Raw genomic sequence first — 15,280 nt, 5'->3', positions numbered from 1 at the left:
AAAACCTATGGGGAGGTCATACTCCTCAGCCCCTTCAGGTAGCGCTCCATAGTGGATGACTATGGCAGTCCTGCACCTATTAGATGCAGAACCAGCAGCCCGGTATGATGGCCTGGCCACTTCGGCGCTGACTCCTTTCCTTGTGCATCACAGGCATCACCCTCCGCACAAATACTCATAGGCAGCGCGCCTCTACTTAAAGGTATTCGGCGCACATTTTATCGAGATGGCAGCTTATAGCAAGTTTTTTGATTAAATAGTCACGATAAACATATCAAGGTCGAAAAATGGTAGTCAAATGATGCAATAACGCCTGTTTTGACGCTATTTTCACCTACTGCGGCTTCATTGGCATCCAATCACCAAGCCTATTGCAGGCCATATTAAATATCTGTATTGATGTTCCCCACGGATATTATATTTAACCCGGCTTGACTTATTTAAATCGCCAAGCAAGAATCAGCTGGAACATAATATTTTTCTCTGACTCGACGTGGTAACTCCTATGAATGAATTTTTAAAGGTACTGCTTAATATCCGCAGTCTGCGTGCGACCTGCCGCGAGCTTTCTCTGGAACAACTGGAAGAGGCACTGGAAAAACTCTCTGCGATCGTTGCTGAGCGTCAGCAGGATGAAGCTGCCGAGCGTCAGGCCCGTGAAGAGCATCTGCGGAAAATTAACGAATATAGCGAAATGCTGAAAGCCGCCGGTATTGACCCGGCAGAATTGGTAAGCGCTGTCGCTACCAACCCCGGCAAATCAGAAAAAGCCAAGAGGGCGCCACGTCCGGCCAAATATCGCTATCAGGATAATGGCGTAGAGAAAACCTGGACCGGCCAGGGCCGTATGCCTTCGGTCATTGCCAACGCAGTGGCAGCAGGCAAATCACTGGAAGATTTTGCTATCTGATCTCAATCTCGTTGCGAATAAAAAACCTCGCCAAGGCGAGGTTTTTTATTGCCGCTTAAACGTGACATATCAGATAGCCGATTGCGGGCGATCTGCTGCCTTGACCCACAGCACTTCACGATCCCCTGCTACGCAGATGAGATAGCGGGCAACGGTAAAGAACCAGTCACTCATCCGGTTCAGATAGGGCAGCACCTCGGGATTGACCCGCTCTTCCCGGCTCAATGTCAGCAGCAAGCGCTCGCAATGACGCACCAGAGTACGCACCACATGCGCTTGCGCCGCGGCACGGGAACCACCCGGCAATATAAATTGGCGCAGCGGTGGCAATGGCTCACTATAACGATCTATCTGCTGTTCAAGGCGAGTTGTCCAAGCGGCATTAACCTGCCAAATCGATTCATTCTGGGCGTCACTGGAGAATGCCAACTCGCCCCCCAGATCAAACAACTCCTGTTGCAACAGCTGTAAATCAGCCAATAAGCAGAGCTCTTGCGACGGGACGTCACAAATCAGCAAGCCAATATGGGAGTTGAGCTCATCGATATAACCGTAGGTCTCGACCCGCAAATGATCCTTTGGCAACTGGATACCATCGGCCAGCCGGGTCATGCCCTTGTCGCCCTGCCTCGTATATATTCTCATACCGACATCCTGTTAATAATGGGAATAATCATGGACTCGAGTCCATTGAGTTTGATTTCGTAAGCCAACGCCAGCGTCTGGCCCAATTTACCCGCAGGAAAACCGCTGCGCGCCATCCACACCAGATAGGGCTCGGGAATATCGATGATACGCCGACCCTGATATTTACCGTAAGGCATCTTGTTGGTCAGAGTCAGCAGCACCTGTTCGTCGGATAGCCAATCCATATTAATCAATATCCAGATATTTATGAGTCTGGATTGAGAGTCGCCAGTTACGCGCGATACAGATATCCATCGCCAATTGGGTGGCCCTTGGCTTCTGGCTGATCGGCTGCAAGGCAATGACCACATCAGGGCGCAGGGTAGCAGTAGCGAGCAGCGTATCCAGCTCTTCAATATGGTGCTCGGTGGCCACCGGATGCTTGATCTCGTTGGCCCGCTCCAGCGCCGAGACCAGCACAGGCAGCCCCCCTTTCATGCCAATTTTGGGGGAGACGGTCACCCAGGTCTGCTCATGGGTCTTGATCTCGCTGGTGCCACTGGTTTCAATCTGCACCTGATAACCCGCCGCCAGCAGGGCTGACGAGAGTTCGTGCAGATCGTAGAGGCAGGGCTCGCCACCGGTGATCACCACATGGCGCGCCTGATAACCCAGGTCGGTAAAGCTCTTGATAATCTGCGCGGTGCTAAGTTGGCTCCAACAATCGGATTCGTTGGAGCGATCCAGCACCGCCGCCTTGCCCACTTCACGAGCCGGATCAACAACCCAGGTATGACGGGTATCGCACCAGGGGCAGCCCACCGGGCAACCCTGCAGGCGAACAAAGATGGCGGGCAGGCCGGTAAAGATGCCCTCCCCCTGGATGGTCTGGAAAATCTCGTTGATTGGGTAGTGCATCTCGATCACGGCTTATTGCAAAAGTCGCGGATTATACCCCAAGCCACGGCAAGACGCAGGCTCACTCTGCGCTTTTCTCACCCAGCCCGGTTTTCTCAAACAGTCTGGCCATAATGCCCGCCTTGTCGGCCAGATAGTTGTTCAGGCCGCGACTGCGCAGTTCACACGCAGGACACGTGCCGCAACCGTCACCGGCAATGCCGTTGTAGCAGGTCAGGGTCTGCTGGCGCACCGTGTCGAGGTGACCATAGTGATCCGCCAGAGCCCAGGTCTCGGCCTTGTCGAGCCACATCAAGGGAGTTTCAAAACGGATGCCGCGATCCAACCCCAGCGACACCGCCTGATTGAGGGCCTTGACGAACTCGTCACGGCAATCGGGATAGCCGGAGAAGTCGGTCTCGCAGACACCGGTGATCACCGCTTCGGCGCCCACCTGATAGGCATAGATGGAAGCCAGGGTCAGGAACAGGATATTGCGGCCCGGCACGAAGGTGTTGGGCAGGCCATTATCCTGCAGCTCGCAGCTGACCGGGATGTCGTCACGGGTCAGGGCAGAGACCGCCAGCTCATTGAGCAGCGTCACATCCATCACCTTGTGGGCGGCAACCCCCAGTGCACTGCCCAGACGGCGCGCGGTGTCGATCTCTTCCCGATGGCGCTGGCCATAGTCGAAGGTGATGGCGTGCACTTCATCATACCGGGCCAATGCCTGCACCAGACAAGTAGTGCTGTCCTGACCACCGCTGAAAACCACGACTGCTTTTTTCATCTTGATAACTCCTTCAAATGTCACGCGCGGCGGCCTTCGGCAAAGTCCTGCCACTGGGTATTCAACCGATTGAACAGGGTCAGCAAGGGCGCATAGCGCTCCGGCCTCCCCTCCCACCGGGACAAGAGGTGATAGCCCGCCTCTATGGTAGAGAGGGCATCGGGAAAGGGTTTCTTGCGAATGGCATATTGACCGGCAATGGCACCAATGCCGATGCGGGGCAAGCGGGCCAGTGCCGGGTTGCTCTGCAACATGCGATAGGCTTTGCGCCAGGTGCCGTCAAGCAAGATAAAGGCGACTGATGCGGAGCCAGAGGATTCACTCTCCCACTGTTGGCGAAGATTGGTCAGCGAAATGGCATCCTCATTCGGCCAGAGCAAATAAAAACAACGGGATTGGTCAGCCAGCAGCACATTGAGCCACTCATCGCGGGAAAAGTCCTCCCCCACATGGATCTCGCACTGTTGCAAAGAGGCCGCCAGCAGCGCCGCAGTCCCCTTGGGATGTGCCACCTCGTTGGGGTGCTGCAAGATGTAGAGGGGCGTGTGATTGTCAACCGGCACAATATAATCGCACAGGCAGGCTTTGAGGGCTCGGGTGCAACGTGTACAGTATCGACTGTTCTTGTCGTTGGACTGTTTCATGTTGTCAGACAAATCTGGATTGCTCTGGGTTATCACGCTCTCTCTCACCAGCTTGCTACTCTTCTTTACCGTTCCCAATCTTCAGCTCTCCTTCGATCGGCCCTTGATCGCCGAGGGTGAAGGGTGGCGGATCATAACAGGCAATCTGGCTCATACCAATCTGTGGCACCTGCTGCTCAATCTGGGCGGCCTCGCCATCCTCTATAGCCTGTTTCGCGACTATCTGGGTGGGGCTCGCCTGCCGCTGCTGATGTTGCTGCTCTGGCTGGCAGTGGGCTTGGGGATCTGGAGGTGGTGCCCGCAGACCCAGTGGTACATGGGGCTATCCGGCTCGCTGCATGGTCTGTTTGTCTGGGGGGCAATGCAGGATATCCGCCACGGACGCCGCACATCGGGCTGGCTACTGTTGGCAGGGATGGGGCTCAAGCTGGCGATGGACTTCTACAATGCGGGAGAGAGCCCGATATCCACCCTGATCAATGCCAGGGTACACATCGGCTCTCATCTTATCGGGGCCGGTGCAGGCCTGTTGCTCGGCCTGCACCGTGTATCACTGAGTGAGCCTGTTACGCACCAACCAGCTCGGCATTGATGCTGGCCAGCATGGCGGCCGGATCGGCAGCCTGCGTAATGGGGCGACCGATAACCAGATAATCGGACCCCGCCTCGACCGCCGCTTTCGGTGTCATCACCCGGCGCTGATCCCCGGCCGCTGAACCGGTCGGGCGAATACCCGGGGTCACCAGCTTGAAATCTTCGCCCAGCAAGGCTTTCAACTCATGGGCCTCGTTGGCAGAGCAGACAACCCCATCCAGACCGGATGCTTTGGTCAAGGTAGCCAGCCGGATCACCTGCTCGGCGGGGCTCACATCCAGACCAAGAGGGATCATGTCGGACTGCTCCATGCTGGTCAGCACGGTCACGCCGATAAGCAGGGGGGCCTTGTCGCCATAAGGCAGTAGCGCCTCTTTGGCGGCACGCATCATCCGCTCACCACCACTGGCATGCACGTTGACCATCCAGACACCGAGCTCGGCACTGGCTGCCACCGCTTTGGCAACGGTATTGGGAATATCGTGAAACTTCAGATCCAGAAAGACATCGAATCCCTTGGCCACCAGCTGGCGTACGAACTGTGGGCCAAACAGGGTAAACATCTCCTTGCCTACCTTGAGACGGCACTGGGCCGGAGAGATACGTTCAACGAACGCTAAGGCATCTGCCTCGTGCTGATAATCCAGCGCTACCAGTACTTTGGGATCTTGCATCTCACATCCTATTGCTTGTTATTCACCGTCCAGACCACGGATCGGCTTGATGGAACCCCACTGGCGACAAGACGGGCACTGCCAGAACAGCGAGTGAGTGGCAAAGCCGCACTGCCGACACTTGTGGGTTGACTTGATTTTGATCTGCTCGCCGACCAGCTGTTGCAGCAGTTCGAGGCTCTCCTTGGCAGGCCCCTCCTCCGCACTGGCCAGCTGAAAACCCACCAGCTGGTAAAAACCTTTCATCGAGGGATGACGACGCAGCTGACGCAGCACCAGCGAACGGGCCTGGCTCAGGCCATCACGCTCTTCAACCAGCTTGGCAAGGGCCAATGTCACGCTGACGCCAGCGTGATCTTCCACCGCCTTCTCAAGCAGCGGGATCAAGGCGGGTGTGCGCCCCAACTGCTGATAGCACTCGAGCAATTTGGGCATTGCCTCGGAGGCAAAGTCGATATCCTGCTCGAACACCCGCAGCAGCTCCTTGCTGGCCTGCTCATACTCCCCCTCGGCCATGGCGAGCTCAGCGAGGCGCAAACTGGCGCGGGCACATGCCGGATTGATACTGAGCGCCCGTTTGAGCTTGGCCAGCCCCTCCCCTCTATTGCCCTCACGCAGCGCGGTTTCGGCCTGTTCGCAATAGAAATGGGAGATGGGGTCGGCCAGCTTCTTGCCCTGGAATTTTTGCAGACGCACCGCCACATCGATGGCCTTGTCCCAATCCCGCAACTGCTGATGGATGATCAACAGCTGTGCCAGCGCCGTCTCTTCATAGTCGCTGTCGTCACACAGCTCATTCCAGAGCGCTTCAGCACGGTCGAGCAGACCAGCAGCCAAAAAGTCGCGAGCCAGCTCCTGCAGGGCAAGCTGGCGCTGTTCCCGGGTCAGCTGGCGGGTTACCAGGTTCTGGTGGATCTTGATGGCACGATCGACCTCCCCACGCTGGCGAAACAGGTTGCCGAGGGAGAGGTGTGTTTCGATGGTTTCACTGTCCACCTCAAGCAGCTGGATAAAGAGATCCACCGCCTTGTCGGATTCATCGGACAGCAAATAGTTGAGGCCCGCCACATACTGGCGGGAAAACTGGTTACTCTGTTTTTGGGTGTCCTGGCGAACACTCCTGCGACCCATGTACCAACCATAACCGGCGGCGATGGGCAACAGCAGGAAAAGCAGTTCAAGCATTGAGGAACATTATTCCTTACCCGGTGACCGGGCCAGCTCCAACTCGCGGGATTGACGACGCATGGTGCGGTTGAGGGTGCGGTTTTGCATTTTCAGGCGCAGGAACAGCAGGCCGAATACCAGCCAGCCCAGCAAAAAACCGCCAGCAAAGAAGAAGCCCAACAGCATGGCAAGTGAAAACTCACCCTGAGCGATCAGGTAATTGAACTGAACCAGCTGGCCATTTTGTGAGCCCAGCGCCAGGGTCAGAACAAACACCAGCACCAGCGGAATGAGGGCCAAAATACGCTTCATAAGAGCTCCCTGTCAGTATCTAATGAGAGGCTGATTATCCTTAAAATCGCAGGCAGACTCTAGAGTGAATGGGAAAAGAGTTTAAGAAACAAGACGATTGGCACAGGAATCGGTGCCAAAAAGAAAAAAGGCATACCCGAGGTATGCCCATTTCTGCATTATTCAATGATGTTGACGCGCTCGCGCAACTCTTTACCAGGTTTGAAGTGCGGGACATATTTCCCGGTCAGTTCAACCTTGTCCCCAGTCTTGGGGTTGCGGCCCACACGGGGCGCACGATAGTGCAGTGAAAAACTGCCAAATCCGCGGATTTCAATCCGGTCGCCGTTTTGCAAGGTCGACGCCATCTGCTCAAGGATCTCCTTGATGGCAGCTTCGACATCCTTGGCCGGCATATGCATGCGGCTGGCTGCCAGTTGTTCGATGAGATCTGATTTGGTCATAACGTTAAATCTCCTTCCCCGATCACATGCAATATTCATTTTGCCAGGATAAAAAAGGGCGGCGCAATGCCGCCCTTTTCTTGCATCAAGGATTACTCACCCTTGGCGGCTTTGAACGCTTCCATCATAGCATTGCTGAACACAACTTCTTCTTGCTGGTTCAGGTTATCGATAGCAACACGCTCATCAGCCTCGTCCTTAGCACGGACAGACAGGCTTACGGTGCGGTTTTTACGATCAACGCCCATGAATTTAGCTTCAACTTCGTCACCAACAGACAGCACCAGAGTGGCGTCTTCTACACGGTCACGAGCAGCGTCGGAGGCACGCAGGTAGCCTTCTACGCCATCAGCCAGTTCGATAACGGCACCTTTGGCATCAACCTCGGTAACCTTACCCTTCACGATAGCACCTTTCTTGTTGTCAGCCAGGTACTTGTTGAACGGGTCTTCTTCGATCTGCTTGACACCCAGGGAGATGCGCTCACGCTCCGGATCCACTTGCAGAACAACGGCTTCGATCTCGTCGCCTTTCTTGAATTCACGCACGGCTTCTTCGCCCTGGTTGTTCCAGGAGATGTCAGACAGGTGAACCAGGCCGTCGATGCCGCCATCCAGACCGATGAAGATACCGAAGTCAGTGATGGACTTGATCTTGCCGGAAACACGGTCGCCTTTGGCGTGAGTTTCGGCAAACAGCTGCCACGGGTTGGATTTGCACTGCTTCAGACCCAGGGAGATACGACGACGCTCTTCGTCGATGTCCAGAACCATCACGTCAACCACGTCGCCAACGTTAACAACTTTGGACGGGTGGATGTTCTTGTTGGTCCAATCCATCTCGGATACGTGTACCAGGCCTTCAACGCCTTCTTCGATTTCAACGAAGCAGCCGTAGTCGGTCAGGTTGGTCACGCGGCCAGACAGACGGGTGGTCTCCGGGTAACGCTTGGCGATAGCAACCCAGGGATCTTCGCCCAGCTGCTTCAGACCCAGGGATACACGGGTACGCTCGCGGTCGAACTTCAGAACCTTGACAGCGATCTCGTCGCCAACGTTGACGATTTCGGAAGGATGCTTAACGCGCTTCCACGCCATGTCGGTGATGTGCAGCAGGCCGTCAACACCGCCCAGATCTACGAATGCACCGTAGTCGGTCAGGTTCTTGACGATACCCTTAACTTCTTGACCTTCTTGCAGGTTAGCCAGCAGGCTTTCGCGCTCGGAGGTGTTCTCGGTCTCGATCACGGCACGACGGGAAACAACAACGTTGTTGCGCTTCTGGTCCAGCTTGATGACTTTGAACTCGAGTTCTTTGTTTTCCAGGTGAGCGGTGTCACGGATCGGACGCACGTCAACCAGAGAACCAGGCAGGAAGGCACGGATGCCGTTCAGTTCAACGGTGAAACCACCCTTGACCTTGCCGTTGATGATACCGATAACGGTAGCTTGCTCTTCGTAAGCCTTCTCAAGCTGCAGCCAGGCTTCGTGGCGCTTGGCTTTTTCGCGGGACAGCTTGGTTTCGCCGAAACCATCTTCGATAGAGTCCAGAGCCACGTCAACGGTGTCGCCGACGTTGATTTCCAGCTCGCCCATGGCGTTCTTGAATTCTTCAGCCGGGATAGCGGACTCGGATTTCAGACCGGCGTCAACCAGTACGAAACCGTTCTCGATAGCAACGACAGTACCCTTGACGATGGAACCTTGACGGGTTTCAACGGCGTTCAGGGACTCTTCAAAGAGTTGAGCAAAAGATTCGATCATTGTTTATGTCACAAATGAAACATCCACTTGCAATCCGGCACAAGCGGGGCTGTTTTAAATAATCTGCGCCATCCTTGGTGCAGACGACCGGATGTCAGCTTGCGCTGGCATCACCAAGTTGTTGCTCTGCATAGGCGAGCACTGTTGCCAGCACTTCATCTATGGTCATGGCGGTAGAGTCTACCACCAGAGCATCTTCTGCCGGTTTCAGGGGTGCAGTAGCGCGATTTCTGTCGCGATCGTCACGTTCCCGAATCTCGGTTAAAAGACGCTCAAAGTTAACATCAAAGCCCTTATCTTGCAACTGCTTATAGCGACGCTGGGCCCGTTCTTCGGCACTGGCGTCGAGGAAAATCTTCACCTCGGCCTCGGGGAAAACAACTGTGCCCATATCACGACCATCGGCAATCAGACCCGGGGCCTGACGAAAAGCACGCTGACGGCGCAACAATGCTTCGCGCACCCGGGGGAAGGCGGCGATTTTACTGGCAGCATTACCCACTTCTTCGGTGCGGATGGTGCGGGAGACATCTTCCCCTTCCAGGATAACCTTGACCAGATCGCCCTCAACCTGAAATTGCACATCCAGATTGGCAGCCAGTGGCACCAGTGAGGCTTCACTGTCCAGCTCTACATCGTGATGCAGGGCGGCCAGGGACAACACCCGATAGATGGCGCCCGAGTCCAGTAAGTGCCAACCCAGCTTCTCAGCAAGCAGCTGACACAAGGTGCCTTTACCTGCACCACTGGGGCCATCAATTGTCATTACGGGGGCCATCTGAGGCATAACTTCTCTCCTGCACTGTGTTGCTCCCATCCCGAAGGGGTGGGTTAATGGGCGCCGATTATACCCGAATGTGGTGAGCCTGGCAGTCATCAATCCGCACAAAGGGCCAAAACCCCGCCGGATAGCAGTGCTTGTATCTCATTTGGAGATTTCATTAAGCAATGCAGGGACTTGTTCTTATGGTCGTTCCTGACAAGGCGCGCTAAACTGGCCCCCTTTTTTGAGCCGTTAGTAGTAAGGAGCAACCTATGAGCAGCGTTACCCTCGTGGCCAAATCCAAATTGCCAACCCCCTGGGGCACCTTCACGCTGGTAGGTTTTCAGGAAACCGGCACAGGCAAAGACCACGCCGCACTGGTGATGGGCGACATTACCGGTGACGAGCCCGTGCTGGGCCGGATCCACTCAGAGTGCCTGACCGGCGACGCCCTGTTCAGCCTGCGTTGTGACTGTGGTTTCCAGTTGCAGGCGGCCATGGAGAATATCGCCAAAGCCGGTCGTGGCGTGTTGCTGTATGTGCGTCAAGAGGGCCGAGGCATCGGCTTGCTCAACAAAATCCGCGCCTATCACCTGCAGGATCAGGGGGCCGATACCGTGGAAGCCAACGTGGCCCTTGGTTTCGCCGCCGATATGCGCGACTACACCATCTGCGCTGATATGCTCAAGCAGCTTGAGGTCAAGTCTCTCAAACTGATGACCAACAACCCGCGCAAGATGAAAGCGATGGAATCCTTCGGTATTCCAGTGGCCGAACGGGTACCGTTGCAGGAAGGGCGCAATCCCCACAACGAGTTCTATCTGTCGACCAAGGCCAACAAGCTGGATCATATGCTCAAAAAATGAGCCTGGATTGACGAATGTCAGATAGTCAAACGCCTCCCATTGGGAGGCGTTTTTCTTGGGATGACCACACATCAACCCTAGCTATCTAAGTGGCACGGTCAAATTGGCCAGCAGAGCTTCAAGCTCTTCGCCAGTGCGGGCAGCACAGTATTGTTCGACCCGCTCGCGGGTCAATTGCGGCGCGAGACGTTCAATCAGATCGTAGAGATAGCCGCATAAAAATGCCCCTCTGCGCAACCCGATAGCGGCCACACCGCCTGGTAGCCAGGGCGCCGTTTTGAGCACCAGCTCGCCATCGCGCTGGGGCTCCCAGGCAAAAGTTGCCATAACCCCGATGCCCATCCCTTGTCTGACATAGGTCTTGAGCACATCGCTGTCGCTCGCACAGCAGGCGATCCGGCTCTCGGCATGAGCGCAATCAGTGCTATGAGCTGTGGAGAGAGCCCTTCCATCGGTCACCAATGCAAACTCCACCAGCTCGGCCGGGGTCAGCGATGTTGCTTTAGCCAACGGATGATCCTTGGGCAGCACCAAGCCCCGTTGCCACTGAAAAGAGGGGAGCATGAGCAGATCGCTCCCCTCCTCCGGTTCATCCGCCAGCAGCAGATCGGCAGCGCCATCATGCACGGCTACGCGGCACTGCGCCGCACTCCCCTGCATCACAGTTACGGCTACTTTGGGAAAGCGGGCCATAAAACCCTTGAGGATGGCGGGCAGAATATAACGGGCTTGCAGATGAGTAGCGGCAATGGTGAGGGTTCCCTGCTCCGGATGCACATGCTGCCTGGCCATTACCTTGATGGTGGCCACCTTGTCCAGCACCTCCGCGGCCACTTTGATCACATCCCGACCTATGGGGGTGATTTGGGTCAAGTGTTTGCCGCTGCGCTCGAAGATCTGGATCCCCAGCTCATCCTCCAGCATCCGCACCTGTTTGCTGATCCCGGGCTGGGAGGTAAAGAGGCTCTCGGCGGTGGCCGACAGATTCAGCCTGTGGTTCGCCACCTCGACGATATAGCGCAATTGCTGCAATTTCATGGTGTAGCCCTCAAGCGAACCCACCGTTAATAGTAACAAACTTTCAGCAATGGCCCGCCGCCATCAGGCCGGGCGCTCCTTGAGTAGAAAATCACGCAAGGCACGGTTGGCCATGGAGAGCGGATCGCCACGCCGCCACGCCACACAGAGGTCGAGGTAGATGGGCGGGTCGAAGGGCACTCCACTCAGATCCGGCTCCTCTTCCAGCACCATCCGCAAGAAGGTGGTCACCGCAAAGCCTTGCCGCACCACCGCTTTGAGCAGAGGGATAAGATTGCTCTCGAAGGCGATATCGGGTTCAACGCCCAGGCTCTGGGCCAGCGCCTCCATATGCTCCCGGTGATAAAAGCCACGGCGAAACAGCGCCAACTCCTGAGCAAAGAACTGCGAGAGGGTGACGGCTGATGCGCCACGCAAGGGGTGATCGTCCCCCACCACCATCAACATCTCTTCGCTCAGCAGATGCGCTCCCTCGATGGCGGGGGGGAGATCACTGGTGATGAGAATGGCCAGATCGAGGGAGCCATCCACCATCCGGCTGAGCAGCTCACGGGTGCCGGCCTCTTCGACCCGGATCTTGAGGCCGGGATAGCGATGCTTGAAGGCCATCAGACGAGGGGGGAAATAGTAGGAGCCCATCATGTAGGGGATCCCGATCCGCACTTCCCCCCGCTCCAGCCCCTTGAGCTCGGCCATCTCGGCCTCGGCCTGATGCATCTGCAACAACAAGCGCTCGGCATGGCGACAGAGCACCTCTCCCTCCGGGGTGAGCCGTACCGCCCGATCCTGTCGATCAAACAGCCGCAATTCGAGCTGCTGCTCTAGTTTAGCAATGGCCATGCTGATAGCCGGTTGTGCCACATGCAGACTGTTGGCTGCCTTGGTAAATGAGCCGGCATCCCTGACCGCCAGCAGATAGGTAAGCTGTTTCAGATCCATGTATCAATTTATTTTATGAGATGGATAATTTAAATATATTATATTTATAGCTGCAAGGGCTCTACCCTGACCAAAAGTAGTCAGGACAATACGCAATGATTGAAGTTGGAAGTCGCGAGTGGATACGTGCAACCCTGGCCCTCAGCCTGGGCTCTTTTCTGGTGTTTCTGAACCTCTACCAGACCCATCCCCTGTTACCCCTGATCGCCGAGGTCTTCTTGGTCAACTCCCTCTCGGCCAGCTGGACCCTGGCAGGATGCACTGCAGGCCTCGCCGCCTCCCTGCTGATCTGCGCCAGACTGGCTGATCGCCATGGCCGTCGGCAAGTCATGCTGGGTACCCTCACCCTGGCGATCCTGCTCTCACTGTTGATCCCGCTGGTTGAGCAGTTTGGTTCCCTGCTGTTGCTGCGCATCCTGCAGGGCGCGCTGCTGGCAGGACTGCCCGCGACCGCGATTGCCTATATGGGGGAAGAGTTCAGCAAACGGGCGCTGCTCTCGGCGGTGGGGGTCTATATTGCCGCCAACTCCCTCGGTGGCATTGCCGGTCGGGTGGTCGGCGGTCTGTTGGCGGGCTGGTTTGGCGACTGGCAGCATACCTTTCTGGGGATCGGTGTAATCAGCCTGTTACTGCTGCCGCTGGTCTTCTGGCTGCTGCCCCATCAGACCCGCTTTGTGGCGAGCGCCCCCGTTCGCGGTCAATTTGCCCGCGCCTTGCAGCAACACTTGACCAATCCCTTGCTGGTAGGGGCTTACCTTATCGGGGGGCTCAACTTTATGGTGTTTCTGAACCAGTTCAGCTATCTCACCTTCTTGCTGGCAAAGCCACCTTTCTCCCTGCCCACCCAGTGGCTCGGCATGCTGTTTCTCACCTATCTCTCGGGGACGGTGGCCTCCTCCCTGAGCGGCCGCTTTGCCAACCGCTGGGGGGCACAACGGATGCTGCTGGTCGGGATCGCCCTGATGGCCCTCGGCAGTCTGTGGCTGCTGCAAGCTAGCCTGCTCGGGATCCTGAGTGGCTTGCTGATCTCCAGCTTCGGCTTTTTCCTGGCACACGCCTGCGCCAGTGCCTGGGTCGGTCATCATGTCGAACACAACCGCGCCCTCGCCTCCTCTCTCTATCTGGTAGCCTACTATCTGGGAGCCAGTCTGGGGGGACTTTACCTGCACCCCTTCTGGGAGCAAGGCGAGCTGGGCGGTCTGGTCATGGGAATTGAACTGGTCCTCATCTTGACGGCGGGCTTGAGCCTCTGGCTCGGCCGTCTCAAGCAGCGAAGCCAATCGCCACTGCCCGCCCAGCAACCACACCGGCACGGGTAACGGTATCAGCACAAACAGGGTCACCCACGAGCAGATAGCGATCTCGCAACCCAGCACCGCCAGATAACAAAAGGGGTCACACCGGTGACCCCTTTTGCTGCGTTATTCAAGAGCCTGTCAGGCTAGCACCGCATTGAGCGCAGGATCACTCCTGCTCGAAATAATCCGCAGGCACCGCGACCACAGCACCGGTCGCCACCTCTTCGGCAATCACCTCAGCCAGCGAGCGCAGATGAAACTTGATCTGTCCGGAGGGCAACATCAGGCCAATATCGGGGTTGCGGATATCCTGCATGTTGCCGGTTTTGAATGGCAGCTCGGGATAGCACGCTACCAGATCTTGCAGTGAAGTGACCACCAGCTCGATATGTTCCAGCCCCGCCTGATGGACACGACCCGGTTTCGGTGCAGCCAGCTCGATACAGGGTACCTGTACCTCATCAGCCAACAGCGGCTGACGCAACTGATAAGTGGCGATGGGACGTCCGCCAATCATACCCTCCACCAGCAAGGTACCTGCCTCAGCCAGCACAGCACATAGCGCGCAGTACTCCTGCAGGGTAGCCGCCCGATAACAGAGGTGATCGACCGTTGGCCGGGAAATGGTGACGCCACTGGCGGCCAGCTCGGCCAACAGCTGAGAAACAAATGGGGCCATTGGCCCCAGTGTGGAATCGAGTGGATGGGACATGCTTACCATTTCTTCTTGGGTTGAAACAGGACATCGAGCTCGTCGGCTTCCTTGTCCTTGATGTTTTGCAGATCCTGCGCGCTATTTTGCTGCTGCAGCTCTTCAAGCTCCTTGAGCCCCTGACGCATATCCTCTTCACGAGCCAGCAGATAGGGATCCTTGTCGCCCACGCTCGCCATGGCAGAGAGTCCCTTGGTATAGAGCTGGCGGCAAGTGCCATATTGGCCCTGAATGCGAGCATCCATCGCCCGCTTGACCAGATTGGAGATGTTGATCTTGAGCTGCATCAGCTCGAGGCGGCGCTCTTCCTGGGCAAACCCCTGAGGGTCAATCTTGCCCTTGTTGTGCTCGACCCGCAGCACGGCCCGCATCTTCTTGACCAGCTGCAGCATCTGGATCGCCTGACGATCGGACTCCGGGGTCTTGAACTGCCCCTCATCCTGCACGCTGTAGTTCTCCTGCACATTCTTGATCTGGGTCTGCACATCAACGATGCGCTGCTTGATCTGATTGTTCGGCATCACCTGGGCGATGGCGCGATAGGCATCGAGGATCCGGTGCTGCAACAGCAACACCATGTTCTTGGAGAAAGGCACCAGATTGACGTTCAGCAGCACCTCTTCAGTCTCGTCGGCCACCGTCTTGTGTCTGGCAACGGCGTGACGCTTGTCCGCCTCTGCCTTCTGCTTATATTGCTGCACCACGTTATAGGCGATAACCAAAAACAGGAGTGCGCCGATAGACAGCAATACCAAAGTTAAAATCATAGGATGTCCAAACCCCTGTTCCTATCCAATTGCGTGATCCTACAACAGCTTACCCACTTAAGGTAGCCTGCAGATC

19 protein-coding genes and 1 riboswitch are annotated in these 15,280 nt (G+C 56.4%); of the genes, 4 read left to right on the top strand and 15 right to left on the bottom strand.

Annotation, left to right across the window (positions count from 1 at the left end; translation table 11 throughout):
• Positions 1-31: 31 nt before the first annotated feature.
• A riboswitch (Lysine riboswitch) is annotated at positions 32-203 on the bottom strand.
• A gap of 302 nt (positions 204-505) precedes the next feature.
• Complete coding sequence (locus AB5Y83_RS13910) at positions 506-910, top strand: H-NS family nucleoid-associated regulatory protein (protein ID WP_368175349.1); 405 nt, start codon at positions 506-508, stop codon at positions 908-910.
• 69 nt (positions 911-979) lie between these two features.
• Here AB5Y83_RS13910 and AB5Y83_RS13905 read toward each other — a convergent pair whose 3' ends face one another.
• From AB5Y83_RS13905 to AB5Y83_RS13885, 5 genes are all read right to left on the bottom strand, one after another.
• Entirely contained in the window at positions 980-1,555 is a 576-nt protein-coding gene (locus AB5Y83_RS13905) for a cob(I)yrinic acid a,c-diamide adenosyltransferase (protein ID WP_026034843.1), read from the bottom strand.
• Positions 1,552-1,782: a DUF3820 family protein gene (locus AB5Y83_RS13900; RefSeq protein WP_005337126.1), complete on the bottom strand. Its 231-nt coding sequence runs from the start codon at positions 1,780-1,782 to the stop codon at positions 1,552-1,554. Before AB5Y83_RS13900 ends, AB5Y83_RS13905 begins: the two co-directional genes overlap by 4 nt.
• 1 nt (position 1,783) lies before the next feature.
• Positions 1,784-2,455 (bottom strand): 7-carboxy-7-deazaguanine synthase QueE, encoded by a 672-nt coding sequence (gene queE / locus AB5Y83_RS13895; RefSeq protein WP_168769897.1) that lies wholly within the window; start codon positions 2,453-2,455, stop codon positions 1,784-1,786.
• 61 nt (positions 2,456-2,516) lie between these two features.
• Entirely contained in the window at positions 2,517-3,224 is a 708-nt protein-coding gene (gene queC / locus AB5Y83_RS13890) for a 7-cyano-7-deazaguanine synthase QueC (RefSeq protein WP_206877013.1), read from the bottom strand.
• Between the two features lie 20 nt (positions 3,225-3,244).
• On the bottom strand, positions 3,245-3,868 hold the full coding sequence (locus AB5Y83_RS13885; RefSeq protein WP_368175348.1) for a tRNA-uridine aminocarboxypropyltransferase: 624 nt from the start codon (positions 3,866-3,868) through the stop codon (positions 3,245-3,247).
• Here AB5Y83_RS13885 and rrtA point away from each other — a divergent pair.
• A complete protein-coding gene (gene rrtA / locus AB5Y83_RS13880) occupies positions 3,867-4,460 on the top strand; it encodes a rhombosortase (protein WP_368175347.1) in 594 nt (197 codons plus the stop codon). The genes AB5Y83_RS13885 and rrtA overlap by 2 nt on opposite strands.
• Here the strand turns inward: rrtA and pyrF are convergent.
• From pyrF to cmk, 6 genes are all read right to left on the bottom strand, one after another.
• On the bottom strand, positions 4,435-5,136 hold the full coding sequence (gene pyrF, locus AB5Y83_RS13875) for an orotidine-5'-phosphate decarboxylase (protein ID WP_040069331.1): 702 nt from the start codon (positions 5,134-5,136) through the stop codon (positions 4,435-4,437). The genes rrtA and pyrF overlap by 26 nt on opposite strands.
• A gap of 18 nt (positions 5,137-5,154) precedes the next feature.
• The gene (gene lapB, locus AB5Y83_RS13870; protein ID WP_368175346.1) at positions 5,155-6,321 is read right to left on the bottom strand and encodes a lipopolysaccharide assembly protein LapB; all 1,167 of its coding nucleotides are present in this window, start codon (positions 6,319-6,321) and stop codon (positions 5,155-5,157) included.
• A 9-nt stretch (positions 6,322-6,330) separates the two neighbouring features.
• Entirely contained in the window at positions 6,331-6,615 is a 285-nt protein-coding gene (locus tag AB5Y83_RS13865) for a LapA family protein (protein ID WP_005337143.1), read from the bottom strand.
• Between the two features lie 158 nt (positions 6,616-6,773).
• The gene (ihfB, locus tag AB5Y83_RS13860; RefSeq protein ID WP_005299934.1) at positions 6,774-7,058 is read right to left on the bottom strand and encodes an integration host factor subunit beta; all 285 of its coding nucleotides are present in this window, start codon (positions 7,056-7,058) and stop codon (positions 6,774-6,776) included.
• Between the two features lie 92 nt (positions 7,059-7,150).
• Positions 7,151-8,821 (bottom strand): 30S ribosomal protein S1, encoded by a 1,671-nt coding sequence (gene rpsA / locus AB5Y83_RS13855; protein WP_005337148.1) that lies wholly within the window; start codon positions 8,819-8,821, stop codon positions 7,151-7,153.
• 94 nt (positions 8,822-8,915) lie between these two features.
• A complete protein-coding gene (gene cmk, locus AB5Y83_RS13850) occupies positions 8,916-9,608 on the bottom strand; it encodes a (d)CMP kinase (protein WP_019444698.1) in 693 nt (230 codons plus the stop codon).
• Between the two features lie 248 nt (positions 9,609-9,856).
• Between cmk and ribA the strand changes: the two genes are divergently transcribed.
• A complete protein-coding gene (gene ribA / locus AB5Y83_RS13845) occupies positions 9,857-10,450 on the top strand; it encodes a GTP cyclohydrolase II (protein ID WP_005351157.1) in 594 nt (197 codons plus the stop codon).
• Between the two features lie 81 nt (positions 10,451-10,531).
• On the opposite strand, the gene AB5Y83_RS13840 is transcribed toward ribA, so the two are convergent.
• On the bottom strand, positions 10,532-11,488 hold the full coding sequence (locus AB5Y83_RS13840; RefSeq protein WP_368175345.1) for a LysR substrate-binding domain-containing protein: 957 nt from the start codon (positions 11,486-11,488) through the stop codon (positions 10,532-10,534).
• Positions 11,489-11,551: 63 nt separating this feature from the next.
• Positions 11,552-12,427: a LysR family transcriptional regulator gene (locus AB5Y83_RS13835; protein ID WP_005351154.1), complete on the bottom strand. Its 876-nt coding sequence runs from the start codon at positions 12,425-12,427 to the stop codon at positions 11,552-11,554.
• A 95-nt stretch (positions 12,428-12,522) separates the two neighbouring features.
• On the opposite strand from AB5Y83_RS13835, the gene AB5Y83_RS13830 reads away from it, so the two are divergent.
• A complete protein-coding gene (locus AB5Y83_RS13830; RefSeq protein WP_368175344.1) occupies positions 12,523-13,746 on the top strand; it encodes an MFS transporter in 1,224 nt (407 codons plus the stop codon).
• A 145-nt stretch (positions 13,747-13,891) separates the two neighbouring features.
• Here AB5Y83_RS13830 and AB5Y83_RS13825 read toward each other — a convergent pair whose 3' ends face one another.
• Together AB5Y83_RS13825 and AB5Y83_RS13820 are read right to left on the bottom strand one after the other, a co-directional pair.
• Positions 13,892-14,446 (bottom strand): VOC family protein, encoded by a 555-nt coding sequence (locus tag AB5Y83_RS13825; RefSeq protein WP_368175343.1) that lies wholly within the window; start codon positions 14,444-14,446, stop codon positions 13,892-13,894.
• Positions 14,440-15,204 (bottom strand): hypothetical protein, encoded by a 765-nt coding sequence (locus tag AB5Y83_RS13820; protein WP_005337161.1) that lies wholly within the window; start codon positions 15,202-15,204, stop codon positions 14,440-14,442. Before AB5Y83_RS13820 ends, AB5Y83_RS13825 begins: the two co-directional genes overlap by 7 nt.
• Positions 15,205-15,280 lie beyond the last annotated feature (76 nt).

Origin of the sequence: Aeromonas sp. R5-4, from assembly GCF_040908215.1 — a bacterium.
GTDB classification, from domain to species: Bacteria; Pseudomonadota; Gammaproteobacteria; order Enterobacterales; family Aeromonadaceae; genus Aeromonas; species Aeromonas veronii.
The sequence above is the reverse complement of the archived record's forward strand: the minus strand, read 5'-3'. Positions and strand labels throughout refer to the sequence as shown.